General features: G+C 48.2%; 22 protein-coding genes and 1 riboswitch. Of the genes, 2 read left to right on the forward strand and 20 right to left on the reverse strand.

What is annotated here, in order from left to right:
- Window positions 1-23: 23 nt before the first annotated feature.
- From SB24_RS07545 to SB24_RS07580, 8 genes are all read right to left on the reverse strand, one after another.
- Entirely contained in the window at window positions 24-1,844 is a 1,821-nt protein-coding gene (locus tag SB24_RS07545) for an APC family permease (protein WP_003156252.1), read from the reverse strand.
- Between the two features lie 156 nt (window positions 1,845-2,000).
- Window positions 2,001-2,147: riboswitch (cyclic di-AMP (ydaO/yuaA leader) on the reverse strand.
- A gap of 134 nt (window positions 2,148-2,281) precedes the next feature.
- A complete protein-coding gene (locus SB24_RS07550; protein WP_039252720.1) occupies window positions 2,282-4,387 on the reverse strand; it encodes a cellulose biosynthesis cyclic di-GMP-binding regulatory protein BcsB in 2,106 nt (701 codons plus the stop codon).
- A 5-nt stretch (window positions 4,388-4,392) separates the two neighbouring features.
- Window positions 4,393-5,655 carry a glycosyltransferase family 2 protein gene (locus SB24_RS07555; protein WP_017419244.1) on the reverse strand — a complete coding sequence of 421 codons (1,263 nt, stop codon included), beginning with the start codon at window positions 5,653-5,655 and terminating at the stop codon, window positions 4,393-4,395.
- Entirely contained in the window at window positions 5,648-7,375 is a 1,728-nt protein-coding gene (locus SB24_RS07560) for a DUF2334 domain-containing protein (RefSeq protein ID WP_039252730.1), read from the reverse strand. Before SB24_RS07560 ends, SB24_RS07555 begins: the two co-directional genes overlap by 8 nt.
- Window positions 7,365-8,213, reverse strand: a complete 849-nt coding sequence (locus tag SB24_RS07565) for a diguanylate cyclase domain-containing protein (RefSeq protein ID WP_031378661.1) — start codon at window positions 8,211-8,213, stop codon at window positions 7,365-7,367. Before SB24_RS07565 ends, SB24_RS07560 begins: the two co-directional genes overlap by 11 nt.
- Window positions 8,194-9,279, reverse strand: coding sequence for a hypothetical protein (locus SB24_RS07570; RefSeq protein ID WP_039252733.1), 1,086 nt, complete (start codon window positions 9,277-9,279; stop codon window positions 8,194-8,196). Before SB24_RS07570 ends, SB24_RS07565 begins: the two co-directional genes overlap by 20 nt.
- Before the next feature lie 233 nt (window positions 9,280-9,512).
- The gene (locus SB24_RS07575) at window positions 9,513-11,699 is read right to left on the reverse strand and encodes a DNA topoisomerase III (RefSeq protein WP_039254980.1); all 2,187 of its coding nucleotides are present in this window, start codon (window positions 11,697-11,699) and stop codon (window positions 9,513-9,515) included.
- Window positions 11,700-11,762: 63 nt separating this feature from the next.
- The gene (locus SB24_RS07580; RefSeq protein WP_039252737.1) at window positions 11,763-12,197 is read right to left on the reverse strand and encodes a transcriptional regulator LrpC; all 435 of its coding nucleotides are present in this window, start codon (window positions 12,195-12,197) and stop codon (window positions 11,763-11,765) included.
- A gap of 176 nt (window positions 12,198-12,373) precedes the next feature.
- Here SB24_RS07580 and SB24_RS07585 point away from each other — a divergent pair, with 176 nt between their 5' ends.
- On the forward strand, window positions 12,374-12,664 hold the full coding sequence (locus SB24_RS07585; RefSeq protein ID WP_003156265.1) for a DUF3817 domain-containing protein: 291 nt from the start codon (window positions 12,374-12,376) through the stop codon (window positions 12,662-12,664).
- A gap of 37 nt (window positions 12,665-12,701) precedes the next feature.
- Here the strand turns inward: SB24_RS07585 and SB24_RS07590 are convergent, their stop codons facing one another.
- The 9 genes from SB24_RS07590 to SB24_RS07630 all read right to left on the reverse strand — a co-directional run bounded on the left by SB24_RS07590 (window position 12,702) and on the right by SB24_RS07630 (window position 23,825).
- A complete protein-coding gene (locus tag SB24_RS07590) occupies window positions 12,702-13,511 on the reverse strand; it encodes a lipid II flippase Amj (protein WP_039252740.1) in 810 nt (269 codons plus the stop codon).
- Between the two features lie 498 nt (window positions 13,512-14,009).
- A complete protein-coding gene (locus tag SB24_RS07595) occupies window positions 14,010-14,432 on the reverse strand; it encodes a pyridoxamine 5'-phosphate oxidase family protein (RefSeq protein WP_003156270.1) in 423 nt (140 codons plus the stop codon).
- Between the two features lie 6 nt (window positions 14,433-14,438).
- Window positions 14,439-15,062: a GNAT family N-acetyltransferase gene (locus SB24_RS07600; RefSeq protein WP_039252743.1), complete on the reverse strand. Its 624-nt coding sequence runs from the start codon at window positions 15,060-15,062 to the stop codon at window positions 14,439-14,441.
- Window positions 15,063-15,149: 87 nt separating this feature from the next.
- Window positions 15,150-15,653: a D-lyxose/D-mannose family sugar isomerase gene (locus SB24_RS07605; RefSeq protein ID WP_025284250.1), complete on the reverse strand. Its 504-nt coding sequence runs from the start codon at window positions 15,651-15,653 to the stop codon at window positions 15,150-15,152.
- Window positions 15,654-15,665: 12 nt separating this feature from the next.
- A complete protein-coding gene (locus SB24_RS07610) occupies window positions 15,666-16,526 on the reverse strand; it encodes an SDR family oxidoreductase (protein WP_020955337.1) in 861 nt (286 codons plus the stop codon).
- A gap of 158 nt (window positions 16,527-16,684) precedes the next feature.
- Complete coding sequence (locus SB24_RS07615) at window positions 16,685-18,199, reverse strand: class I adenylate-forming enzyme family protein (RefSeq protein ID WP_039252750.1); 1,515 nt, start codon at window positions 18,197-18,199, stop codon at window positions 16,685-16,687.
- 222 nt (window positions 18,200-18,421) lie between these two features.
- A complete protein-coding gene (locus tag SB24_RS07620; protein ID WP_015416837.1) occupies window positions 18,422-20,506 on the reverse strand; it encodes a BglG family transcription antiterminator in 2,085 nt (694 codons plus the stop codon).
- Window positions 20,507-20,805: 299 nt separating this feature from the next.
- Entirely contained in the window at window positions 20,806-21,708 is a 903-nt protein-coding gene (locus SB24_RS07625; RefSeq protein WP_007410303.1) for an aldo/keto reductase, read from the reverse strand.
- Between the two features lie 113 nt (window positions 21,709-21,821).
- Window positions 21,822-23,825, reverse strand: coding sequence for a penicillin-binding transpeptidase domain-containing protein (locus SB24_RS07630; protein WP_015416835.1), 2,004 nt, complete (start codon window positions 23,823-23,825; stop codon window positions 21,822-21,824).
- A 156-nt stretch (window positions 23,826-23,981) separates the two neighbouring features.
- Here SB24_RS07630 and SB24_RS07635 point away from each other — a divergent pair, with 156 nt between their 5' ends.
- Entirely contained in the window at window positions 23,982-24,302 is a 321-nt protein-coding gene (locus SB24_RS07635) for an antibiotic biosynthesis monooxygenase family protein (RefSeq protein ID WP_015416834.1), read from the forward strand.
- Here SB24_RS07635 and SB24_RS07640 read toward each other — a convergent pair.
- The 3 genes from SB24_RS07640 to SB24_RS07650 form a co-directional block, all read right to left on the reverse strand.
- Entirely contained in the window at window positions 24,273-24,488 is a 216-nt protein-coding gene (locus SB24_RS07640; RefSeq protein ID WP_370529532.1) for a YczI family protein, read from the reverse strand. The genes SB24_RS07635 and SB24_RS07640 overlap by 30 nt on opposite strands.
- Window positions 24,489-24,683: 195 nt before the next feature.
- Window positions 24,684-25,325, reverse strand: a complete 642-nt coding sequence (locus SB24_RS07645; RefSeq protein WP_015416832.1) for a spore germination lipase LipC — start codon at window positions 25,323-25,325, stop codon at window positions 24,684-24,686.
- Between the two features lie 64 nt (window positions 25,326-25,389).
- Window positions 25,390-26,139 (reverse strand): IclR family transcriptional regulator, encoded by a 750-nt coding sequence (locus SB24_RS07650; protein WP_031378670.1) that lies wholly within the window; start codon window positions 26,137-26,139, stop codon window positions 25,390-25,392.
- Window positions 26,140-26,143: the final 4 nt, after the last annotated feature.

Raw genomic sequence — 26,143 nt, forward strand, 5'->3', positions numbered from 1 at the left:
ATTTTAGCCTGCGGTCTTTACCGTTACTTTTTAAAATGATACGGCAGGGTGGCGACAATGATGTCCTTCTTCCAAAACAGCCGGACGCGGAGCAAGAAGGCTGATTGGTTGTGAAGGATGGTCTGCCAGCGTTTTTTCGTAATAAATTGCGGAAACAGCACCATCACGGAGAACTGTTCTTTTTTCGCTTTTTGTTCGACCGTTTCTAAAAACTTATCAAACGGGTGAACCAGACTGCGGTATGAGGAATGCAGGGTGACGAGGCGGACGCCGTTATGAAGCTCTTCCCAGCGCTTTTCCACCTTTTTTTCGTGTTCTCTGTCAAAGGAAACATGAACCGCAATGACCTGATCCGATAATGATTTCGCATACTGAATCGATTTTTGGACGACGGTGGTGACACCGGCGACAGGCACGATGACGACGGTTCCCTTGATTTCCTCAGGCTGCTGATCAACGACCCGCAGCTGTTCGCCGACCGCGGTGTAGTGATTTTTAATGACGAAAAACAGCATGACGACAGCAGGCATGAATAACAGCACCGGCCAGACAAGATTGAACTTCGTCGCGAATAAAATACACAGCACCATAAATGAAATGGCGGCGCCGCATGAGTTGATCAGCATTTTTACCGCCCAGCCCTTCGGCTTCTGCCTGATCCACTTGATGCACATTCCCGTCTGCGACAGCGTAAACGGAATGAACACGCCGACGGCATAAAGCGGAATTAAATGTTCCGTGCGGCCGCCGAATAAAAGAATGAGCAAGATGGACGCGATACCGAGAAAGATGATACCGTTTGAAAATCCTAATCGGTCGCCTCGTACCGTAAACATTCTCGGCATATACTGATCGCGCGCTAAATTAAACGCCAGCTGCGGAAAAGCGGAAAAGCCCGTATTTGCCGCAAGCACGAGAATCAGGGATGTCACGCCTTGAATGAAATAGTACACCGTATGCCGTCCGAAGGTTTCCGCGGCGATTTGTGAAATAACGGTCTCGTTAGGCTTCGGACCCGTGCCGTAGCCGTACGCCAGCACCGTAATCCCCGTAAATAAGATCGCCAGCAGAATCCCCATCATGGCCAAAGTGCGGGCCGCGTTTTTCGCCGGAGGATTTTTAAAGGCCGGGATCGCGTTTGAAATGGCTTCAACACCAGTCAGTGCCGAGCAGCCGGATGAAAAGGCCTTCAGCAGCAAAAACAGCGTGATGCCCGCCACGGGTGTGCCGATTGGTGTATGCTCGGCCGGATGAACCTGCCCCGTCATGAGCTTAAACAGTCCGACGACGATCAAAAGGACAAGCGCCGCCACAAACAGATAGACGGGATACGCCAAAATGGACGCCGACTCTGACAGTCCTCTCAAATTTAAAATCATAATCAGAATCACAAGCAAAACAGCAATGAGCAAATGATACGGGTGCAAAGCCGGAAATGCCGATGTAATCGCATCAGTTCCGGCAGAAATGCTTACCGCCACCGTCAGAATATAATCAACAAGCAATGAGCCGCCCGCAATCAGGCCCGGCTTCTCACCAAGGTTTTCTTTTGACACCATATAAGCGCCCCCGCCTTGCGGATAAGCGTAAATAATCTGTCTGTAGGACAGAATCAAAGCAAGCAGCAAAATGAGAACACCTGCTGCGATCGGAATGGAATACCAAAACGCGGCCGCGCTTACCGCAGCCAAAATGATCAGAATCTGTTCCGTTCCGTAAGCAACTGATGACAGCGCGTCTGAAGAAAGCATGGCGAGCGCCTTGAGTTTCGTGAGTTTCTGCTCTCCGGCCGCCTGTGATTTCAGCGGTTTCCCAATCAAAAATCTTTTGATTGAATGGTACATTTGTTGTCTTCCCCTTTTTTTCATTTTCCGTTTGATTTACAAACCCTTACTGCTATGATGTCTCCGAATAACGATTGCATGCCATATTTCAGCACAGCAAAAAGACACAGAGGCAAACGGATGCCCCTGCGCCATAATCGTGCACAGGTTTCATTCATCTCCTCTCATGAACGCTTACGAGGTTAGCTGTCGGATTCGGGCTGATGAGAGTTGGCCCTACCTGAAAAAGGATTCACCCCAAGCGGCATGACGCGCCGCAAATTGGTTCCCCCGCTCTGATTACAGATTAAGCGATATAGATTATAAAAGAGATCATACTCCCGTCCCGTTCAGTTGTAAAGGGGCTTTTATGCTGTTTCAAAAATAAAAAAATCACCGCCAAAAATGGAAATAAAAATACAAAAAAAGAGGCCTGTTAACGGCCTCTTTTTCCTTCATTACTCTTCGTTTTTTTCATTGTCCGCTTTTCTTTTTTTCCTTCTTGCCGTCAGCCAGATCAGACCGGCCGCAATAATTATAAGCGCAGCGAAAACAGCGATATACGTAACATTCAGTGCTGCGGACCGGCTCTTCGTATCAGCCGCCGGACTGCTTTCATCGGATTTGATTTGCTGATGGTTCGAAAACAGCTGCCGGCCGGCTGTTTCGTTAATGACGGTTGCGGCATCGCTTGTGCTGTCTAAAAAGCGGATCAGCTCTTTTGTGACAGACGCGCCGCTGCCTGATAACGGAGCAAAAACAGCGATGCTCCGGCCGGAGTCCCAAGGTGATTCCTGTGTAAACGCGACTTGTTTCGTTGTCTCATTCAGCATCTGAAACGAAGAAACATCGTACGCGCCGCTGCGGTCTGACGGCACGAGAAGCTTAGAGGCGTTTGATTTCAAAAGCGGAATTTGCGGCAGGCCTCCGATAAACACAACATTCCGGCCTTTGGCATCTGCTTCCTTCATGTCTGATGCCGTCTTTACGGTAAAGCCGTTTCCGAATGAATCCGCCACCAGAGAAAGTTCTTTCAGTGTCTGTATGTTTACATTATCCGGGATGACGATCACTGTTTTCTCTTTCACGCCGCCCGCAAACGGGAGCGGCCATTGCCCGAAATCCGCTTTCTGCGCCGCATCGCTTACCGGATACGTCAGCATGCTGCTTTTATCAATATAGACCCATTTATTTTCGTCACGGTCGATACACGGGTTGTTATGTTTCAAACCTGACGTGACAAATTGCAGATCAATGTACCTGCTGCTTCGCAAAAGCTTCGGATCAATCGGGATTGAGACGTGGTAAAAGCCATCTTTATCTTGATTGCCGAGATCATCAAGGCGCACCGCATTCGGCTGTCCGTTGATCATGACGTTCAGCTCCGCTCTCTCGGCGTCATTAGCTGAATCCGCCTTCGTCCGGATCGATTCCGACGTCTTTAATGTAAGTGAAAGCTTGACCTTACCGTTTTTATCAACAGCGGCCGCCGCAGGGTAAAAGAAGTGCTCTGACGCCGTTTTGTTTGATCCGACCGTTACATTTCCCGCGCCGAAGTCCTCTAATGTCAGTTTATTGCCTGTTTTTTCCGCAGCGGGCTGAAGGCGGCCGATTGTCAAAGTATCTCCGCCCAGCTGGCTTGAATAAGCGCTGTCTGTGATGACGCGGATTTTATCCGCCAGCGCTTTGTCTGAGTGCGCCGTGACAAACAGGACGGGCTGCCGTTTGTCCCCTGATGTCAGAACCCGTTCAGCGAGAAGGAGTTTGTTGTCTTCCGCTTTGAGGTTCCCGCGATCGAAAAGCTCTTTTATTTTCCCGTTCCAATGCTGATCAGCGCCGATGACAATTGACGGATTGCTGATTTTGCCGGCGCCGGATTCTTTTACATAGGATACCTTCAGCCTGCTGTCAGACGTTTTCAGAAATCCTTCTGTTTTGACTGCGGCTTCAGCTTCAGCAGAGGTCGGTTTGTCAGGAAGGATAATATCGGTTTCTTCACCCGTATTGCCTGATTGGGCAAACGGATACGGGAAATGGCCGAGATCCGCTCCCTTTGACTTGCTTGCTTCTGAAAGCACAAGGCGGCTGTCCGGATAAATTTTTATCCAGTTGCCTGACGTATCCTGCCTGACGCAGACGCCCTCTTTTAATACGCCGTAAAACCGTAATGATACATTGTGATAGCCTTGGGCGGATTGGCTTTTGCTGAGATTGAGCTTCACCGTTTTCCGCTTGGAGCTGCCGTCAAGCTTTATGGATTTGACGGGTTCATCATCAATGGCGATGGTTAAAGAAGACGGGGCAATTAATAAGTTTGACGCCTCGTAATCAATCAGAAGCGACTGATCGGCATTCGAAGCTCCCGCAGGAATCTGATAGGTCAGCTCTGAGCTGTCTTTCGCCCCGTACAGTGTCATCAGATCGCCAGTCAGCGCCTGCTGCTCTTTTGCGCCGGCGCTTGTTCCGAGGGCGGAACGGTCCGTTTTCAGCTCCCGGGCCGCGGCCGCCTGCCCGTTATACATCAATAGCAAAAGGCCGGTTATCAATATGATCGCTTTTTTCAAAAAGGTCACCCGCTTTTATTTTGATTGTATCGCTCCGTTTTGTACCACTTGACTTCCTGCTTGAACAAGCGGTGCTTGATCTCTGTGAATAATGACCAGATGACGAGCACGATCCAAGCCTGGGAGTATGTAAAGTACATCAGAAATACGATAAAGAAGTTTTGTTTGTTCATTTCTGTTTTTTCAATGCTCAAAGTAATCATGACCTCAGTCATAAACAGGAAAAAGGCCAGTATCCACAAAATCATCGCCAAAAACCCGACTGCCAGATGCAGGTCGTAAAAAAGATTGATGATAAAAATCGTGTTTGACATGATCACACCGAAGAAAAACAAAAAATACGTAAAAAAGAAATAAAACAGATCGAAGATGATCCGCTTGCGTTTCAGCTTGAAAAATTGGGATAAAAACTTGAGAACGACGTATTGGTTGCCGCGCGCCCATCTTGTCCGCTGACGCCACCAGACCTTCCATGTCTCAGGCTCCTGCTCCCATGTCACAGCCGCCGGGAAAAAGCGGATATGATAGCCGAGATTATACACGCGGATGGTCAGCTCGGTATCCTCCGCCAGCGCCTTATCATCCCAGCCGCCGAGCTGTTCGATAATGCTCCGCCTGATCGCGAAGTTCGTTCCCGGGATGGTGGCGATTTTGAACCATTTCCATCTGCCGCCCTGCGCCATCCACTGAAAACAGATGGTTTCAATATTGATAAACTTCGTCAGGATCGTTTTGGCCGCATTGATAACACGGAATTTCCCGACAACCGCTCCCGCTTTCTCATCATTCATCAGACCGAGAACCAGGTAGTACACCGCCATTTTTTCCGGCGTATTGTCCGCATCATACACGCAGATCACGTCTCCGTTCGATTCCGCGAACCCTGAGTTCAGCGCCGAAGATTTTCCTTTTCCGGCGTTAGGGGGCTTTGTGATAACCATTTTAATGAAGTCATACTGACGGGAAAATTCATTGACGATATCTCCCGTCCGGTCGGAGGAATTATCATTAACGACAATGATCTCAAGCCTGTCTTTCGGATAATACAGATTCACCATCGCCTTCAGCGTCTGCCTGATGACGACCTCCTCGTTGTGCGCGGGAATGAGCACGCTGACCTTCGGGAGCTCCCCCATCTTTGCGCGCCATTTCGGAATGTTCCGTTCGAAGGTCATATAATGCCTGAATCCGCCCTGCATCAGAAACATGTGATAGAGAAGCATCACCCATATTAAACTTAATGAGATAAAAAACAGAATGTTACTCAAGGCTTCTTCTCTCCTTAAAGATTCGTTTTTTTAATGTGGCGCGCAAATAAAGGACGTAACAGGCGAACATGATGATGAACAATAACACCACGCCGGAGAGAATCCAAAGCGCTTTTTCCAGAGGCGTCTGCTGATGATGATTGAAAAAGGCCGTTACCGGATGAATCTTGTTTTCCACATGAATGGTTCCGTCTCCGTCCGTTTTGATCCTGACGCTGTCCGACGTTACCGTTTGCTTCGTTTTCTTCAGATCGAGCCACTCGCCGCCGGGAATCCGCTCCATCTGATTGACGAGCTCGGGAAGGTATTTCATGCCGAGATACGGATGGTAGAAACCGCCCGCCGTTCCGCCGCCGAAATCAATCATCTGCGAGATATGATTCTCCATATCTCCGAGCGGATTTTCCTTTGAGTTATCGGCATAACCGATTGTTTCAGGGTACAGCGTCATCCCGTCCAGCATAGCCGGCTTTGAGACGAACGGAGGGGCGCCCGAGGTTTTCCACGTCGTGCCGCTGAGCTGCACTTGTCCGAAAATGCTTGAGAAATAAGAAGATGCGATTTTGTAGCCTTCTTCAGACATCGTATAGTGCGGCGCTTCGAATGACAGCGGGTAAAGCCCGAGCTCTGTCAGATCGTCAATCGCCTGCTCCAGCTTCGTTCTCGTGTAGATGTTTTCTTTTTCACGAAAAGGCTTCACATACGCCCGGTACGCTTTTTCATTCGGAAAATCCTGTTCCTTTTCAAGCTTGACCGGAGTATCATCCGCATTTTCTGACGTAATCGGCTGATCCGCTTTGGCATCCCAAAATTCAAAGCCTTCTCCCGTTTCGCTGTATCGGTATGCGTGCGTGTAGCCGTGAATAATGATGCTGCCGCCCATTTGCTGAAGTTTTTTCAGGACGCTGACCATTTTCGGCTTGTCCGCCAGGTATACTTTTTCTCCGTTTTCCGGATTGAGATAGACCGGAATGACCGCCAGAATAAACGGAATGTGTCTTTTATGCAGGTAAGCGCCCGCTTCGTAAAGCAATGTTTCATCTGACATCGGACTGATGTCTTCAAGCCGCAAATAAAGAAGGGTGCCGCCCTCTGATTCTCCGAATGCGTTGCGCAGCGCTTTCGCCGTCAGAAACGAATCATTTAACAGGCTCGTCACACCGAAATAATAGTCAGAGCGCGCCGTTTTCCACATAAAAGGGCGGGTGCTGCCGTCACCGGACCGGTATGTATAAAGGGACTTTCCTTTTACTCCCGATACGCCGAGCACGGACACCCCTTTTTCAAGCGGCATGTCTGTTTTTTCTTTCTTGCTGTAAATGCGGTATACCGTTTCTTTTTCTGTCAGGGACAACCCCGCAAATTGGCGGAACTGTCCGGCGTTATAGCCGATGCTGATAAGCTGCTGCGGCATGCTGCTGATCAGAGATATAAATGATGTGCTGAGCTTTTTTTTCGTGACGCCGTAATAGATGACGCGCCGATTCTTTTTGAGGTCCGCGGCTGTGATGTCTCCGTCGCTTTTCACGGTCACGGCGGATGAGAAATGGCCCGCGGTCAGATCAAGCATTTTGACCTCAGCGGTTTCTTTGCCGTCCGTGCTTGTATAAATAATGAGAATGCCGTCCTTTTTGTCTTTTGCTTCAGCCGGACGGGGAACATAAACCGCCGTAATCATGAAGAGCGCCGAGAGTAAGAGACGTATCCATTTAGAGTTCATTCATCATCATCTCGTTTTCCAGTTCGTTTAAAAATTGCTCGGCCGTTTGTAAATCTTTTCGGTACGCCAAGTAACATACACGGAAGGTGATGGAGACGTATTTACCGTTTTGCAGCCGGTACGTATCCAATTCCTTTTTCAGCTTCGCCAGAACGGCCGGCATGTTTTCTTCAGGCGTATGGGTCAGCACGATGCCGAACCGTTCGGCGGACGGCCTGAATTTTTTGTCTGTTTCCCGAACGCTTGACCGGATTTGGCGGCTGATAAACGCCAGCAGCCGCTCGGTCTCTTTTTCTCCGTACAGGGATTTGAATTCCTTGAAATAATGCATGTGCAGCAGCAAAAAGACGAAGGAATTGCCGTAGCGTTCCGCCCGCTTGATTTCCTCAGAAAGCTCCAACTTCATCCGCAGATGGTTGTCAAAGCCTGTCACCCTGTCGACGGCGACAAAGCTCGTAATCTCTTCACGCAGCTGTTTCACTGAGCGCTCAAGCCCCTTCGCCAACTCGTGAATCCTTCCCGCTATGTAAGAAAAGAGCAGCAGCGCAATCCCCCAAATGACCAGCACCTGCAGACTTTCGGCACCGGCAGACGCCATAAAGCTCCCGGTCTGAAACCACAGGATCAGGCTGCCGAGAACAAATAAGACGAGTAAGGTGATGACGAGCGCGTAGATTGCCCCGAACCATATGCCGGCTCCCGCAACAAGCAATGTGATGCAGGTTATCAGAAGCCCTGCGGATTGCTGAGACGCATAGTAAATAAAAAAAGACAGCAGCACCAGCATAACTGCTGTGTAGCTGCACAGTTTTTGTGATTCATTGAATGATATTTTCATTAAACAATTTCCTTTCAGCCAGAAGAGGCAGCAGGTTATCGAAAGAATGTGTATCGCCCCCGCTCATATAGCCGCCGTAATCAGGTTTCAGCGTGTCCAGTGTTTCAAATGAAGTCATTCTTTCATAAAGCGGCTTGATGACAGCCGGATCAGCTTTTTGTTCTGCTAAAAAAAGAACGGCCAGGGCGTAAACGGACGGTGATTCGTATTGAACCGCCGGCTCCTTCGTGTCTGCGCTGTATCGTCCGTACAGCTGTCCGCGCGACTTAAATTCCTTTATCATCCATTTCGACAGCACAGCGGCTTTGCCATCGCCCCGCTTCAGATTCACGGCGGCATACAGCTGGTCGATGACATTCACTTCGCTGTCATATTTGTATTCCTTTGTTTCGGTATTGAACGACTTCGGCAGAAAACCATTTTTCAGGGGCGCAAGATTGAGAACATCAAGGTTCCGGTTTTCCGTTTTCTCATCGATAATCCCCTGTTCTCTGAGCATCTGTAAGGCGCCGGGGTCGACATAGGACAACGTCACGGTCTTTGATGCGGCATTTGAAACGGCATCATAATAATCCGTAAAATACCCGTCATTCGTATTGTATTTTTCCAGCGCCTTCCCGATCTGCACCGCTGTTTTCCCGTATTCACTGTTTCCCCACAGGGTTCCGGCCTCATTCAGACAGTTCATAATTCTGAAATCGTCAATTAAGGCATTGGCGCCGCTCGCTTTATTCCCGTCAATCTTCCACGACACGAGCCCGTTTTTCGTCAGAAACCAATCGGTGAGAAGCTGATATTGCGCTTGAAACTGCCGTTCATCTTTCCTGTTCAGCAAAAATGCCATCCATAGTCCGAGAGACTCTGATAAATATTCCGGCTCACCGGAAATGTTTGTCCGGATCATCCCCCGCCCGTTCATCAATTTATGATAAATAAAATACTCTGCGGGCTGAAGCGGTCCGGACGATTCGGCCGCCGTCTGTTTTTCAGTGCCGACCTCCGCGCACCCCGCCGTCAGAACGATCGAAATCAAAAGGATCATCAGACGAAAAACGAATTGCTTCACAGTCCATCCTCCTATTTTATAAATCCTTTTTTAGACCCATATCTTATTTTTTCACAAAGTATTTTTACTATATAGGAAACGACAAAAGAATACTAGCATTTTTTCACATTGGGAAATTTTAAATGGGAGCGCCGCCTGCTCACCCTTTCCCTCTTCGTCTGGATCGTATTCCCATTACAATTAAAAACACAACAAAAGGCAGCATTTCTTTACAAATGCTGCCTTTCTCTGATCTATTTATCCAGGCCGAGTTTTTTCAGCTGTTCTGCCAGCGCGTTGTTCATCGGCTCCTCTTTGTTTTGGCTTTTCATATAAGAGTTGATGTCCCGCTTGGATGCGCGTCCGGATTTATCTTTCGCCTTGCGCTTTTCAAAGACGGACAGTTTCTCCCGGTGGCCGCATACACATGCGAAGGTTTGGCCTTCCCCCTGGCCGCGAAGCTCCATTTTCTTATGACAGTTCGGACAGCGGGCGTTTGTTTTTCTTGCCAGCGTTTTCCGGCTGCCGCACTCACGATCCTGACATACGAGCATCGTGCCGCGTTTGCCGTTGACTTTAAGCATCATTTTGCCGCAATCAGGGCAGGCGGTGCCTGAAATGTTGTCATGTCTGAAGGTTTGGCTGCTGTTTTTGATTTCCTTCACCGTTTTGCCCGCATATGTTTTCATGTCTTTAATGAACACGGCGGATTTCAGTTTGCCCGCTGCGATGGCGGAGAGCTTTTGCTCCCACTCAGCGGTTAAGGCCGGTGATTTTAAATCTTCCGGGACGAGCTGTAAGAGCTGCTTCCCTTTTGACGTAATAAAAATATCTTTTTCTTTTTTCTCGATCAAGAAACTGTTGAACAGTTTTTCAATGATATCAGCGCGGGTGGCGACTGTTCCGAGTCCGCCGGTTTCACCCAATGTTTTCACAAGGTTCTTCTCTTCTCCCTGCATAAAGGCGCTTGGGTTCTCCATCGCAGATAACAGCGTGCCTTCATTAAAGCGCGCCGGCGGTTTCGTCTGTCCGCTCGTTTCTTTCAGTGATGAGACAGTGAGGCGCTGACCCTGCTGAAGATCCGGGAGCGTCTGGTCTTTGTCTTCCTCATGATCGTCGTCATCCTCGTACATATCATACACGGCTTTCCAGCCAGGCGATTGAACCGTTTTCCCTTTTGCGGTAAATGTTTCGCCGCCGATATCGGCTGTGACCTTTGTTTCTTCGTATTCGAACGCCGGCATTAACACGGCGAGAAAACGTTTGGCAATCAGGTCGTAAAGCTTTCGTTCTTTGTCGCTGAGGCTTGAAAGGATCAGCGGCTCCTCTGTCGGAATGATGGCATGGTGATCCGATACTTTCGCATCATTGACAAATCCTTTATGCGCTTTGACGCCCCGCTTCAGTATTTGATTGACGTACTGTGCGTACGGCTTAACTTCCATGCCGTTTAAACGGTCTTTTAAAGTCGGCACGAGGTCTGCGGAAAGGAATCTGGAATCCGTCCGCGGGTAAGTGACAAGCTTATGCTGTTCATACAGCTTTTGAAGCACGGACAGCGTCTCTTTTGCGGAGAAACCGAAGCGCTTATGAGCGTCCCGCTGCAATTCCGTCAAGTCGTAAAGACCGGGAGCGAAGCTTTTCTTCGCCGTTTTTTTCAATTCTGAAATGACCGCCGGCTTTCCTTGGAGATCTGTTGCCAAACGGCCGGTCACCGTCTGATCGAATGTTCTTGTCTGCTTTGTTTTTTTATCCTGCCATGTCAGCGTCATCTGATCAGCCGCCGCGCGGAGACCGTAATAAGGAACGGGTTTGAACGCCTGAATGTCCGCTTCACGCTTGGCGATCATCGCCAGTGTCGGAGTCTGGACGCGTCCGCATGACAGCTGTGCGTTAAATTTCGTCGTCAGGGCGCGGGTCGCGTTGATGCCGACGATCCAATCCGCTTCCGCTCTGGCAACCGCGGAATGATACAGGTTTTCGTACTCTTTGCCGCTGCGGAGCTTCTGGAATCCTTCTTTAATCGCCTTATCCGTCACAGAGGAAATCCACAGCCGCTTAATCGGTTTGCGGACGTTTGCCTTTTCGATAATCCAGCGGGCCACAAGTTCCCCTTCCCGTCCTGCGTCTGTAGCGATTACGATCTGGCTGACGTCTTTCCGGGCAAGCTGAGCTTTGACCGCATTGAACTGTTTTCCTGTTTTTTTAATGACGACGAGCTTTAAAGGCTCCGGAATAATCGGCAGATCCTCAAGCCGCCATGATTGAAATTCTTTGCCGTATCCTTCAGGGTCAGCGAGCGTTACCAGATGCCCGAGCGCCCATGTGACGATGTAGCGGTCGCCTTCAAGATATCCGTTTCCTTTTTTATGACACTTCAGAACGCGGGCCAAGTCCCGGCCGACTGAAGGTTTTTCAGCTAATACAACTGTTTTTGACATGCTTTTCACTTCTCTTTCTTTCACACTCATCCTGTTATTATAACAGACTTCCTCACGCTCTCTCTAATTGAGGACGCTTTTTGTGTCAATTTCTGAGAAAATGACGTGGGTCACGGTTTGGGCATACGGAGAGGTGCGGTTGATGAAGTGTTCGATCGTTTCCAGACTGTCCGCGTTCATCTTCAGCATATAACACGCCGCCCCGGCGACCCGAAAACAAAATTCAATGTTGGGAATGGATTGAATGTAGGTTTTAAATTGATCGTATTTTCCGTTTTTCACTGTCGCTTCGACAATGCAGGAAACAGGAAGCCCGATCTTTTTTTGATCAATGTCCAATGTATAGCGCTTAATGACGCCGAAGGATTCAAGCTGTCTGACACGCTCTGTGACGGACGGAGCTGACAATTTGATTTTTCTGCCCAGTTCCCGCATGGACAGGCGGCTGTCCCTTTGGAGCTCTTTGATGATGCTCAGATCCACATTATCTAGTTTCATGACTGTAGTCCTTCCTTACCCTTTTGGCTATATTATCAAGAGAAATCCGAAAAATGACAAGAACAACAGGCTGAAATCATGAAGGTTTTTTCAGGAACAGACGCGAAATGGTCATATTAGGACAGCCCTTTGCTTATAGTATAGAGGAAAAAAGATGTCCGACAGGAGGGAGCTGTATGTTACACACGCCTATCGGCAGACTTCGCACGATGGGGTTTATTGAAGGAATGTCGCTTTTGGTGCTGCTGTTTATCGCGATGCCGCTGAAGTATTGGGCTCATCATCCGCTCGCCGTCACCATTGCCGGTTCCATTCACGGCGGTTTGTTTATCATTTATCTGGCGGTGCTGGCGTATGCGGCGTTTACTGTCAAATGGCATGTGAAATGGTCAGCCGCCGGTTTTATCGCGGCCTTTATTCCGTTCGGTAATTTTATTTATGATCGCGGCCTGAGAAATTATCAATAAAAAAGCTCCTCTTCTGCAGAGGAGCTTTTTTCATGCGTTACATCCATTTCGTCACCCAGGCGATATAATAAGCGCCGGGGATGAATACGAGCTGGGCGAGAAGCGTACCAGCGACCCTTGATGTGACCATCGTCAATGATGTCCATTTTAAGGAGACGTAGCTGCGCTTGCCCTTCGCCACATCGTCTGCCAGTACGGAGACTTTCGGGTCAACAAACACAGCCAGCAGCATAGTCGCAACTCCGTTGATTAAGCCTGATGCCATCACGGCGGTCGTGCTGTGCTCAGGCGCCAGAAGGCCGGCGTACAGAGCGGACAGAACACCGATCGTGTAAATAGACGTAATGACCATATTAATGACAAACAAGCGTTTCGGGATCATTCGGAATTGAAGCCCCTTTAAATAGGAGACTGACGGCAGTCTGATATAAGAACGCGCATGCTTTAGCCCGTTCAGTGAAAATCCTTTTTTAAATACCTGCATGACGGAGCCTCCTCCGTCCGCCAAGTGTATAATCGCCCTGGTGAATAACGCGACGAATGTCGGCAAAAGACAGATACCGAGCATCGTTCCGACCGTGGAGCCGAATATTAAAAATCGAAACTGGGCGCCCACAAGAGACAGAGCATTTGATCCGGCGGCATCAATCAGATGTCCGGTAAACGGCTGCTGAACCATGTTTGACATGCGCGACACGATGACCATGACATTAAATAATGACAGCGCGGACGCGATAAATCCGACTCTTGCGCCGGAAAGCCGTGTTGCATAGGCAAGCGTTTCAATCGAATGTATCAGCAGCAGAAAACAGAAGATAAACAGTACTTGTGAAGTAATAACGTGCAATGTATGATTCCTCCAAATCTTTTCTACTGATTAGACTCTGCAGACTGCGGCGAGGTTTCGGCCGGTTACATAAAAAAACCGCCCGGATGTCCGGCGCGGTTTTTGTCTTATTCTTTTCTTACGCAAATAAATAATATATGGTTGCCCGCCTTAGCCCGCGGGTGATTCGTATAAACAGTTCCGACAGAATCATTCTTCGAAAGTAAACACCATGGAAGTTCTTGAACACAAGACAACGAAAGCCCTACCTCTCAATCGTCACTGCGGCTCCGAAGCCGCGCCGGTGTGAATTGTAAAACAAAAAGTCTTTTTTCCATCTCTTCGTTAGGGGCGAATATCAGAAGGAAAAGAATAAGCTCAGCTTTTTTTCAAGCTGTCCGTTGAAGCCTGAAGCTTCTATATCAAAACAGAAAAAAGAAGTTTACTTTCTTTTTTATTTGCATGTTGTCACTTAGCAATTAAGTATAACAGATTGCCCCTGAATAATCAAATGATTTATTAAAGTTCCAGCTCGGCCGGCGTTTTTTCACCCGCGTTCATGAGCTTGATCTGCTTCGGTTCAATTTCAAGAATCACCAGGTTCGGATCGTCTTTTCCGTCAAACCAGCGTTCCAGTTTCGGATCCCACAGCTTTTCTTTTAAATCTGCTGAGTTGTTCAGTTTGGCGGTTCCTGCCACTTCCACATAAGCGTCACCGAACCCTTCACAGTCATACCCTAACAGAATATGAACATTCGGATTGTTTTCAATTTCTTCCGCTTTATGAGTGTCTTTGCTCGTCGGCGTGTAAATCGTTAAGCCGTCATGGAAAAATGTCATGTAGCGTGAATGCGGTTTGCCTTGCTCTACCGTCGCAAGCGAACCGACTTTATGATGATCCAGTACTTCAAGCACTTTTTCTTTGATTTCATTTTGATTCATGAAGAATCACTCCTTTTTAACGTCTCCGCTGTTACTTTTCCACATTGGGGAGACATTTAAACCAAGAAATGTGCTCTTCTGCCGATCTTCGCTCCATTCCCGCTTCAGCATGCTGTAGTTCACCGTGTCATGATAGGCGCCCTGTACGAAAATGCCTTCTCTCGTCAGTCCTTCTTTCTGAAACCCGAGCCGCTCCGCCACCGCCCTGCTTTTCGTGTTTTTTTCAGCCGCGCTGATCATAATGCGGTTCAGCCCGAGATCCTGAAATGCATGGGTGATGACCGCCCGGCAGCTTGCGGTGATAATGCCGAATCCTTCATGCTCTCGATCCAGCCAGTAGCCGATCTCTGCTTTTTGATTGACTGGATCGACATTATGGATGCTGATCATGCCGCAAAACCGGCCCTTCACAAAAATTCCGGCGTCAAACCCATTCTCTTCCGCGTATTTATAGCGCCATTCGGGGATGATCACATCGCGGTACGTATCGATATCAGCCAGTTCTTCCGCCCAGCTGAGCCATTCGCTGAGATGGTTTTGATTTCGCTTCATAACAGAATACAATTCGTCCGTATCTTCTTTGGCAAGCAATCTGATCGTCAGATGTTCCCGGATTTGACAGGAAAACACGATCACACCTTCTTTCCTTTATTAGCCATTATACAGGTAAATTCATTTTTTTCCATACGAAAAAAGATGAGGCGTGCAGCCTCATCCTTAAATGCGCGGGTCGGTGAAAATGTCGTGATCATCCGTGCTTGTCGATGACATTTCCGTGACGACCGCCCCTTCTTCTCCCGCTTGAAACCAATGCTTTGTATCCGGCGGAATGGTGTATTGTCCGCCCGGCTCAAGCACAATCTCATGCCAGACGGTGTAGTATTCCTTGTCATCTTCCGGCGGGAGGACGCTTGGGTTCTCTGTCTTTTCGCCTTCCACGTAGAGATACACCTTCCCCCAGCGGCAGCGGAATGTCTCTTGTTTTCCCTTCTCGCCGCCGACCGGCGGATGGCGGTGTTCCGGACACGTCTGGCGCGGGAAGAGCACCAATTCTTTCGAACAGTAGCGGTCGGTATTCACGTAAATAAACAGCTGAAGCCCGGTTTCCTCAAGCTTGCCTAAGCCGTAATCCATGATTTGAATGTCTTCGACTTCATTATCAGTCAGAACGATTCCCGCTTTTTGATAGTATGCATTCACATCATGTTTCGATATCGTCATGCTTCAGCCCCCTTATGTGGTTACAAATTTGCCGCCGTTGACATGCAGCGTCTGTCCAGTCATATAAGATGATTCGTCTGAGGCCAAGAGCACATAGCAGCCGACATGTTCAACAGGCTGGCCTGCCCGGCCCATCGGCGTAGTCTGACCGAAGGAAGCGACTGTTTCTTCTGAGAATGTCGCCGGAATGAGCGGTGTCCAGATCGGCCCCGGTGCCACGGCGTTGACACGGATACCGTCGTTGACGAGCGCTTGCGCCATGGATCTCGTAAAACCGTTAATCGCGCCTTTCGTAGCCGTGTAGTCAATCAGCTGCGGATTGCCTGTGTAAGGATTAATGGATGTCGTATTGATGATCGCGCTGCCCGGCTTCATGTAATCAATCGCTTTTTTAGTCAAATAAAATTGTGAGTAAAAGTTTGTCTTAAAGGTTCTGTGAAGCTGCTCGCTTGTGATGTCTTTAATGCTTTCTTTCGGATGCTGTTCCGCGGCGTTATTCACGAGAATATCAAGACGCCCGAATTCTTCAACCGTTTTTTCAACCGCTTCATTGCAAAAGTCTTCCTCACCGACATCGCCGGGGATTAACAGACATTTTACGCCTTCTTCTTCCACTCGTTTTTTTGTATCTTCCGCATCACCGTGTTCATCAAAATAGACGATCGCGACATTTGCGCCTTCCTTCGCGTAAGCAACCGCTACGGCGCGTCCGATACCGCTGTCGCCCCCTGTGATAAGTGCGGTTTTCCCTTTTAATTTATCAGCGCCTTTATATTCTTTGTATTCATAAACAGGCGTCGGATTCATTTCGCTTTCAATGCCCGGCTGGCGGTTTTGTGATTCCGCCGGGAATTCCTTCGGATAGTTTTCCATGTTAAGTTCCTCCTTCTTGTTCGATCTCATATTTCTTGTCTACCTCGTCAGTCTTCCGGATAAACATGATTGAGACAGTTCAGAATGTTTTCGGAGAAAAATGTTTCACATGGAACGCAAGAAAAAAACCCGGCTGGCAGCCGGGTTTTTGTTTTCAATTATGAACGGACCGCTTGTTTGCGGAGCACGTCTTTTCTCACTTTTCCAAGGTTGTTTTTCGGAAGTTCGCTGACGAACTCAATTTCCGGAATTTTAAAGGCGGCAAGACGTTCTTGAAGGAATCGGGTCACTTCTTCTTCTGTCAGGCCTTCTCTGCCGTTTGTCACGATGAACGCTTTCGGCTTTTCACCGTAAAGCGGATCAGGGATACCGACAACCGCCGTTTCGAGAATGCCCGGCACTTGCTGAATGACCTCTTCAATCTGGTCGGGATAAATATTGTCGCCGCCGTAGATGATGACATCTTTGTAACGTCCGGTGATAAAGATAAATCCGTCTTCATCCACATATCCGGAATCGCCGGTATGGAACCAGCCGTCTTTCAGCACTTTTCGTGTCGCTTCTTCGTTACCTTCGTAGCCTTTGAATAAAAACGGACTTGTCACAACGACTTCTCCGATTGAACCTTGCGGAAGGAATTCACCTGTTTCCGGATCTACAACGCGGACATCCACTTCTTCCATCGGTTTACCCGCGGAAGCGGCTTTATCCATTCCCATTTGCGGATTCCAAGAGCTGATACCCCACGCTTCCGTGCTTCCGTATCCGTGCATGAGCGGAATGCCGATATCGAGATACTGCTGGATCAGGCTGCTTGGCACCTTTGTGCCTCCCGTCATCATATAAACGATAGAAGACATGTCAGTCTGATGCGTTTCCCATGCTTTCAGCAGGTATGTGAAATAGACTGGAAGCGCCATGATGGTTTGAATTTTTTCTTTTTCGATGAGCTTCAGGTTTTCCACAGGGTCCTGATTGTCTGTCATAATGAATGTCGTTCCGCTCATCGTGCCGACCATCTGGCAGATAATCGCGCTCGTATGGTAATTCGGATGGCATGCTAAGAAGCGGACATGCTGCATTCTCCCCGTGTATGCCAATGTCGCGTTGACGTAGTTGTATATACCGCCGTGAGTGATCATGCAGCGTTTCGGATTGCCGGTTGTACCTGAGGTAAACATCAGCAATGCCGTATCGTTTTCAGACACCGTTTCGACATCCGGTGTATCACCGGAGCCTGTCAATAAAGCGTCAAACTGAGGCGTTGTCTCCGCAGCTGTTCCGGTCTCGACCTTCAGTTTAAGAGAAGATACCAGCGCAGGAAGCACTTCTTCCATGATCTCTTTAAATTCAGTGCCGTAAAAAACAGCTTTCGGTTCACAGGCTGCTAAAATGCCTTTCATTTCGTAAGGTGTTAATTGCCAGCTGACCGGCACAACCACCGCGCCGATTTCGAGTGCCGCAAACATGACAATGGATGCCGCGTGGCCGTTTTTGCAAAGCATCGCCACTCTGTCGCCTTTTTTTATTCCTTTATCAAGAAGCGCTTGTGCAAGCTGGTTGATTCGTTTTCGATATTCCGCGTAGGTCAGGGTATACGCACCGCTTTTTACAGCTTCGATCTCTTCGCTATTTGAAATGTCATGCAGAATCAGATGCTGTAATGTCTCCATATTTTCATCTCCCATAATGATAAATCACAAAAAAACTCTGTCAGATTTTCTTTCTCACGCAACCCATTTTAAACCAAAAAATATAACTTGTAAAACTATTTTGTTTTAGAACTATTCCATCAGTGAATGATACAATAGTCCCGTGTTTTTAGTTTCTTCCCTTCCCCTTACCCTCATACATGCACAAAAAAACACACCCCACATGAGGTGTGCGCTTCCTGTTTACCGCTGTCCTTTCTCCTGAATGAAATGATAAAACAGCTTGTTTAAACGTTTGTATAAATCGGCCTCATCCTCAGTCTGGAAGGCTTTTATACTGTCTTCGGACTCGATGATGGCCGAGCTGACCGCACTTAGTATTTCCGATCCTTCAGCGGGCATATCAGCCGGCGCCATCATCACCAAAGCGCGGTCGACGGTCAGGGAATTTCCGTCCATGCCTTTGACACTGCATGGAGCTGTCAAATCATAAATTTTGAAAAAAGGCGTGACAATTTCTTCATTTTTGAGATGGTACAGGGCCATCGCCGTTCCCGGAATGCCGAGTCCGCCCTGTCGTTCACGCTCAGCAAGGCGCTGTGCGGTTTTTTGGGCATTATGAACCAATCCTTCTTGCTCCAGCATGTCAAACATACGGTTCAAAAACAGCTCATACGCCGTGTTTGAATCAATGGATTTGATCGAAAAGTTCCGCAGCACGCTTTGGATAACCGCCGCGTAATGCGCCATACGGCCGGCCGCTTCCAGCATATCAGGCGTCTCCGGCTGCTTCTCCTCTCTTTCACCATTTCTTTTTTTGTCAAGAATCAGCGGAATTTTTCTTTTGATGTACTGCTTGACCTGATCAGCGTCTTCTTCGTTTAAAAGTGGACTGACCATGACGTAATCAATGTTTTCATACGGGATCGGAACGGTGGATACGATCATGTCATACGCGGTGATGTCTCGATCCTTCAGTTCGATGAGGGAAGACATATCAAAGGAACGGATTTCCGAAAGCTCTTTTTTCAGCCTGGATGCGAGCATTTTGGACGACCCGATGCCGCTTGAACAGACGATCAGCGCTTTGATCTTCGCTTCTTCCCGTTTGATTTCCAAAGCAGAGCCGAAGTGAAGAACGATGAAAGCGATCTCATTATCAGAGAAAAGAAGCCCCGGAAAGAATTTTTCCATTCCTTCTTCTACGGCCATGTACAGCAGAAAGTAGTCGCGTTTAATTTGCTCGGTCATCGGGTTGTACATGTCGATATTTTCTTTTACCCGGTTGATCGCAGGCTCCAGATGGGCGATTAAACCGTCGTATAAAGAACCGTTTTCCGTCAGATCAATTTTAATTTTTTCAGAAATGAAGCCGATCAGCTGCTTCGTTTGCAAGGCCGTTTCAACCTCTATGTCTTCCGGTTTGAATTCCGTTTTGTATTTGCGATTGGCGCTCCGCAAATGAATGGTGATATATCCGATCTCAGCTTCCGGAATTGAAACGCCGAACGCTTTTTCAAGCTCTTTTGCCATTTCCAGCGCAGAGCCGTACTCCTTCGTCTGCTGCAGCGCTTTTAGTTCCGAAGCCTCCATCGTGATGGTTTCTCCGAGCCTGATCCGGTCCATCGCAAAGGTTAAATGAACCGCAAGCGCCATGTATGAGCTGTCAGATAAGGCGATCGCGATTTTTTCCTTGAGCTGAATTAAGAGCCGGTCCATTTTCAAAAGTTCCGCTTTATTTACGACGCCGAACATTTTATCAGCAGCGTCGGGTTTTCCTTTAATATTCAATTCAACCGCTTCCAAAAAGCTTTGAATATCAAGGCGGTTGACGATGAGATTGCCGACGATTTTCCGTTTCGCATTTTCCGGCCCCGTCAGCTGAATGCCGAAGCCTCTTTTTCGGATCAGCGTCAAGCCGAAGGGCGCAATCCAAGTCTCCAGCTCATCCAGGTCATAGCTGATCGTCGCGTTTGTCACTTGCAGTTCGTTCGCCAGACTGTAGAGCTTGATCGGCTCTTGAGACTCTAATAGTGAACATAGAATTAAAAGTTTCCGCTCCTCAGCGCTGTATTCATGCTGTTCATAGGACAGGTCTGACAGGAGTTTTTGTTTGTCCTCCGGGTTTCCTACCGCTTTCAGTCCTTTGCCGGGCTGCTTATCAAGTGCCAGACCGAATGATTCCATTATCGGTTTGATTGTTTTTAACTCGCGGTGAACGGTTCTTGTGCTGACTTGTAAAGCTTCCGCCAGTTCATGCACTGTCTCGTACCGGTTCTGCAGTAATAGATGTTTCATTAATTTTTGTTCTCTCGCTGTCATATACATGAAACGCGCCTCCAGATTTTCTAGTTGTGAGAAGTATGGCATATGGGGAGTGCTGCCGGGGAAAGTGGTGTAAGTTATAATATAAAACGCTTTCAATGATTATTCAACCATTTTCAAATGGCAATTTGGCACTGGGCCGTGTGACAGTATTGAAAAAGAAAAATGTGTCAGATAATATGCCATGACGCTTGTTACTCTTGATCCGCACGGCTATACTTCAAAGTGACCTTACTTGTTTTTAGACATTGCACACCACATAAACAAACGCCCGGAAGATAGCTTCCGGGCGTTTGTTCTGTTTATGGAATATCGCAGCCTTGGACACCGGTATAAATCCGGAACCACTGATCATGGCTGAGTTTGTACGCGGATGCACGCACCGCGGCGGAAATGCGGTTCTCTTTTCCGCTGCCGACAATCGGCATGATGTCTGCCGGGTGGGTGAACAGCCATGCGTACATGACTTCGTCAATGGAAGCGGCACCGATTTCTTCCTGTACGGAACGAAGCGCGGCACGGATACGGACGTCCTTATCTGATTGTCCGGTAAAGACGCTCCCGCCCGCAAGCGGTGACCACGCCATCGGCGGAATGCGTTTTTCCTGACAGAAATCCAGCGTGCCGTCATGAATATTTTCCAGCTCGTACGCCGAGATTTCAATTTGATTTGTGATGAGCGGATCATCCAAATAGGATTCGAGCATTCTGTACTGGTGCGCTTTAAAGTTCGATACTCCGAAATATCTGACCTTTCCCGAGCTTTTCAGCGCATGAAACGCTTCAGCCACCGCCTCCGGTTCCATAAGCGGGTCCGGTCTGTGAATGAGCAGCACATCCAGATAATCCGTATTCAGATTCAAGAGCGACTGCTCCGCCGACGCTAAAATGTGAGACTTCGACGTATTATAATGATGCGACTTGTTTCCGGGCCGTTCCGGTGATTCAATGACAATCCCGCATTTTGTGACGATTTCGATTCGCTCCCTTATTGAAGGCGAAAGGGACAAAGCGCCGCCGAACAGCTTTTCACACGTATAACCGCCGTATATATCGGCATGGTCGAAGGTGGTGATGCCTTGGCTGATACACCATTCAATCAAATTCAGCAGCTCTCCGTCTGAAACATTCCATTCGTTCAGACGCCAAAGCCCGTGTATCACTCTTGAAAATTCCAGGTCTTCAGCCAATTGAATGCGCTGCATGTGAAATCCCCCTTTTTCTTAGAGCCTCTTGTATCTCTGTTTTCAGGAATTGCCCATGCTGTTTCATTCTGCTTCGGCGGCCGATTTTCCTTTCAGCCCGCGAAAATCGTCATTTAATGATTCTGAAACTGCTTTTTCGCTTTTTCAACGACGTAATGGCTTCCGCCGCGTTTTTTGACGTCTTGAATCATCATCGCGATCAAGAGGTCTTTCTTTTTATAATCGTAACCGACAAACCAGCCGTTTTCTTTGCCGTCTTTATCTTCTTTAGACGTTTTCAGCTCGGCTGTACCGGTTTTTCCGGCTACGGTAATGCCGCTTACGGCCGGCTGATATGCAGAGCCGCGCGGATCTTCAACGACGCCTCTCAGCCCTTTTGTGATTTCTTCGGCATTGGCTTTCGATACCACTTGCTTATGCCAGATTTGCGGTGTTTTTTCTCCGTCTTTGATCAATGTCGGTTTGACGAGATTTCCGTCTGTTACAAATGCGGTATAGTCAGCCGCTAAGTGCAGCGGAGACATCAGCATCTGCCCCTGGCCGTAGCCCGTATCTCCGAGAAGGATCTCGGAATCAAGCTTGCCGTTAGCGATTGAAGACTTTTCAATCGGAAATTGGTACGGAATCTCTTCATCAAACCCAAATGTTTTTAATCCTTTTGTAAACGCGTCCGCTCCGGCATCTATGGCATTTTGCGCAAAGTAGATGTTGTCAGATGTGATCAGCGCGTTTTCGAGATCCACTTCATTCAGGCGCTCTGATACGCGTGTGACATGGTAACCGCCCCAGCTTGAATCTTTCTGCCACTCTTTTCCGGTGATTTTTTTCTTTTCCGACGCTTTCAATGTTCCGTTTGTCAGGCCGACTGCCGCGGCAATCGGTTTAATCGTTGAACCCGGCGCATAAAGTTTGTTGAATTTCGCTGAAAACGGATTGTTTTTATCTTCATTCAGCTTTTTCCATTCTTTGCCACTCCAGCCGAAAAGAAAGCCGTTCGGGTCATAAGACGGTGCGCTGACGAGCGCGAGTGTCTCTCCCGTTTGCGGTTCGAGGGCGACTGCCGCTCCGCTGTCATCTTTCATAGAGTCATACAGCTTCGTCTGCGTTTTCATGTCAATCGTTACATGAATATCCTGCCCGCTTTCGGCTTTCTTTTCAGCAATGACCTCACCTGTTTGCGGGACGTAAATTTTCCAGCCGGTCGTGCCGCGCAGCTTGTCTTCATATACATTCTCAAGGCCGGCGATGCCGATTTTGGAAGTATCGCTGTATTGCCCGTCTTTCGCTTTTTTCAGCTGCTCCGCTGTGATGGTTTTAATATAGCCGGTCAGATGGGCCGCTTTTTCGCCGTACGGATAGTAGCGGGAGCTGACTTTCGTTTTCGTCACGCCGTCTAATGCGAGCAGGCTTTTGACCTTGCTTTCATCATCCGGTCTGATTTTTTGAATCGGGACATAAGAGTCGTCTTTTACCCAGCCCTGGTTCAGTTTGCTTTTGATATCGTCTTCAGAAAGGTCCAGTTTTTCAGACAGTTTTTTGATCACGCTGTCTTTATCCTTGCCGAGTTTTCCAGGGATAATGCCGATTTCCGGCACCTCGGTATTTACGGCGAGACCTTTTCCGTCTTTGTCGTAAATTTGTCCGCGCTTCGGTTCTTCATTTGCGATCTGCACGGTTTTGTCATCGGAAAGCTGTTTGAAAATAAAAGAAGGATTCCAGTCGATGTTCCATGATTCTCCATCGTCTGTTTTTTCTTTTTTCAGGACGGCCGTGTTTTCAAAAGCGACCTTCCCTGCTTTTGTATCCATGCTGACTTTATAATCGATGTGCTGGAGGTCATCTTTTTTCTTGTCGTCTTCGTCCTGTTTTTCGGCAGTGACTTTCAGATTTTTGACCCCTGCTTGTTCATAAACGGTTTCATATCGCTTTACAAAATCCTTTTTGGATCGTTTTTTCTTTTCATCCTGGGTGAGGCTTTGGTACATCTTATCGTAGTGACCGCCGTTCCAGTCTTTTACGAAATCTTTCATTCTGTCTTCGGCCGATTCCGTTTTCGAGCAGCCGATCAAACCTATGATTCCTGCGAGTAAAAGTAATAGGTATAACCCTTTTTTCACTGTCTATTCCCCTGCCTTCCAACTGTTATTTTCTCCTAAACCAAATCAGGCTGGCAAGGATTTTTTTCTCATATTGTTTAAAATTTTTTTGTTTTTCCTGCCGTCACGGGCCATATTCTTATACAATGTATCTATTAAAAAAAGGGGGAATTTCAGATGATCAAAGAAGCAGCCATGCTGTATGTAAAAGAAGGTCTTGAGGGGGAATTCGAAGAGGCATTCCGCCGGGCGGAGCCGATTATCGCGGGCATGAAAGGTTATCTGTCCCATTCCTTGTCCAAATGTATGGAAAAGACGCATAAATATTTGCTGCTTGTGGAATGGGAGACATTGGAAGATCATATAAAAGGCTTTCGCGGATCGCCGGAATATCAGGAATGGAAAGCCTTACTGCACCGTTTTTATTCACCATTTCCCGTTGTGGAGCATTTTCAGGATCTATCAGCCTCAGATCGCGTGAAGCGTAAAACCGATTAAGGAGATCGACCATACAAAAACGGCGGTATAGATATTGAATTTCCCGGAGCCCTCGTTTTCTTTCCGTTTTTCCTCCAGCCCCTGAATGAACATGACCGCACCGAGAAACACGAGCATAACCGGCTGTATGACAGAGGTATGTTCCGCATACGTAAATGCGGCGGCCGCAAGTATAATAATCAGCATCGCGAGTGACAGTTTTAAGGCGCGCAGCAAAGCAATCCATCCTTTCTGTTATCATTTTTTGAACACAATTCTATTTCTGTCTTTATCCCCCATTATTCTAGCGTATTTTTTGCGCGGATAGAACGAAAGTCGGACAATTTTAAGTTTGTTTTAAGGAGCACGAAAAGCGCGCTCCCGATGAAAAGGAGCGCGCGGTTATGAGCCGGCGAGGCTTCCGTATCCGAGCCCCCGCAGGACGCATGCCATGACTTCATATCCCTTGCTGTTGGGGTGTACGCGGTCATGAGAGAGATATTCATTCATTTTTCCTTTGAAAGCGCTGTGGACGTCGGCGATTTTGACGTACGGCGCCGATGCGAGTGTGCTGAGGTGCGCATTATAAGAGGATATCCATTTTTCTGCAATGGAGATTCCCGGGAAAGGATTGTATAAATTGAAGACGCGGATCTCATAAGGAGACGGGTGCGGCCCTTTTAAGGCGGCGATCTTGGCAATCATCTTTTCAAAGTTCTCATGGCAGTGACCGGACACGCCGGTGAACACCGAAGCGTCCGATGTTTGCTGATATGCCTGAACCGAATCGATCAAATCGTTGCCGCAGCCCGTAATCGTAATCATATCAGCAGCCTGAATCCGCCTCTGAATGTACGGCAAGGACATAAGCCCGAGAATTTCTCCCGTCTCAAGGCCTGATTTGGCAAAGATGGATACGTCGGTTCTTGTCTGTAAATCTTCTGCCATCATGCGCCCGAACCGCTGGACAAAACCGGCGGAAAACGGCCCGGATCCCCTCCCCGTCGTCAAAGAATCCCCCAGCGCCGTATAAACAAGTCCCATTTTCTTTCCTCCACTCGTTACTATCGATATTGTAATGTACGCGAGTGAAGAAAAATTGGCTCGGTCAATAACCCAATTTCTCAGAAATATACTGTGCAGCGGTTTTGACCTTTTCGGTTAAATACGGCAGCCTGTCCTCTGAAAACCGGGCTTCGAAGCCGGCGATGCTGATTCCGGCAGCCACCTTACCTTCGTGATTGAAAATCGGCGCCCCGATCGCCGCCGTGTAATCTTCTAATTCCGAATAGCTGATCGTATAACCTGATTGTAAGGATCTTTCAATGGAGTGAAGCAGTTCAGCCCGATCCGTCATCGTGCCTGAGGCGATTGCGGCAAGCTTTGTCTTCTGAATGTATGTGTCAATCTCCTCTTTTGGCAGAAACGATAGAATGCTTCTGGCGCACGCTCCCGCGTACAGCGGCGACCGGCGGCCGATTGCCGTATACAGGCGGACGGTTTGAGTGCCTTCAATTTTTTCGACGTAAATGGCTTCATCTCCGTCCCTCATGATCAGCTGAACGGCCTCATCCACTTCGCCGCACAGCTCTTCCATAATCGGTTTGGCTATTTTCCTGATGTCCAGACGTTCAGAGACGAGCTGGCCGAATTGTAAAAAGATCAGACCAAGCTGATAACGGCCGTCCGCTGCCCGGGTGAGAAATCCCGTTTCCTCCAGCGAGCTTGCCATCCGGTGAACCGAGGTCTTCGGCATCTGCGATAGAGAAACCAGTTGATTTAAGCTCAGGCTCGGTTCAGTCAGAAACAAGTGAAGCAGTTCCATTGATTTGATGACGGTTTTGTTTTTGTTTTCCATGGTC

It is taken from the genome of Bacillus sp. Pc3 (assembly GCF_000815145.1).
Classification (GTDB): domain Bacteria; phylum Bacillota; class Bacilli; order Bacillales; family Bacillaceae; genus Bacillus; species Bacillus velezensis.

Coding starts and splice junctions, on each gene's coding strand:
- SB24_RS07635 (WP_015416834.1), top strand. CDS start 23,982: ATGATCAAAGAAGCAGCCATGCTGTATGTAAAAGAAGGTCTTGAGGGG.
- SB24_RS07580 (WP_039252737.1), bottom strand. CDS start 12,197: ATGAAACTAGATAATGTGGATCTGAGCATCATCAAAGAGCTCCAAAGG.
- SB24_RS07650 (WP_031378670.1), bottom strand. CDS start 26,139: ATGGAAAACAAAAACAAAACCGTCATCAAATCAATGGAACTGCTTCAC.
- SB24_RS07595 (WP_003156270.1), bottom strand. CDS start 14,432: ATGAATCAAAATGAAATCAAAGAAAAAGTGCTTGAAGTACTGGATCAT.
- SB24_RS07645 (WP_015416832.1), bottom strand. CDS start 25,325: ATGGGACTTGTTTATACGGCGCTGGGGGATTCTTTGACGACGGGGAGG.
- SB24_RS07560 (WP_039252730.1), bottom strand. CDS start 7,375: ATGAACTCTAAATGGATACGTCTCTTACTCTCGGCGCTCTTCATGATT.
- SB24_RS07605 (WP_025284250.1), bottom strand. CDS start 15,653: ATGACGATATCGAAACATGATGTGAATGCATACTATCAAAAAGCGGGA.
- SB24_RS07565 (WP_031378661.1), bottom strand. CDS start 8,213: ATGAAAATATCATTCAATGAATCACAAAAACTGTGCAGCTACACAGCA.
- SB24_RS07615 (WP_039252750.1), bottom strand. CDS start 18,199: ATGGAGACATTACAGCATCTGATTCTGCATGACATTTCAAATAGCGAA.
- SB24_RS07620 (WP_015416837.1), bottom strand. CDS start 20,506: ATGTATATGACAGCGAGAGAACAAAAATTAATGAAACATCTATTACTG.
- SB24_RS07625 (WP_007410303.1), bottom strand. CDS start 21,708: ATGCAGCGCATTCAATTGGCTGAAGACCTGGAATTTTCAAGAGTGATA.
- SB24_RS07575 (WP_039254980.1), bottom strand. CDS start 11,699: ATGTCAAAAACAGTTGTATTAGCTGAAAAACCTTCAGTCGGCCGGGAC.
- SB24_RS07640 (WP_370529532.1), bottom strand. CDS start 24,488: ATGCTGATTATTATACTTGCGGCCGCCGCATTTACGTATGCGGAACAT.
- SB24_RS07585 (WP_003156265.1), top strand. CDS start 12,374: ATGTTACACACGCCTATCGGCAGACTTCGCACGATGGGGTTTATTGAA.
- SB24_RS07545 (WP_003156252.1), bottom strand. CDS start 1,844: ATGTACCATTCAATCAAAAGATTTTTGATTGGGAAACCGCTGAAATCA.
- SB24_RS07610 (WP_020955337.1), bottom strand. CDS start 16,526: ATGGAAAACTATCCGAAGGAATTCCCGGCGGAATCACAAAACCGCCAG.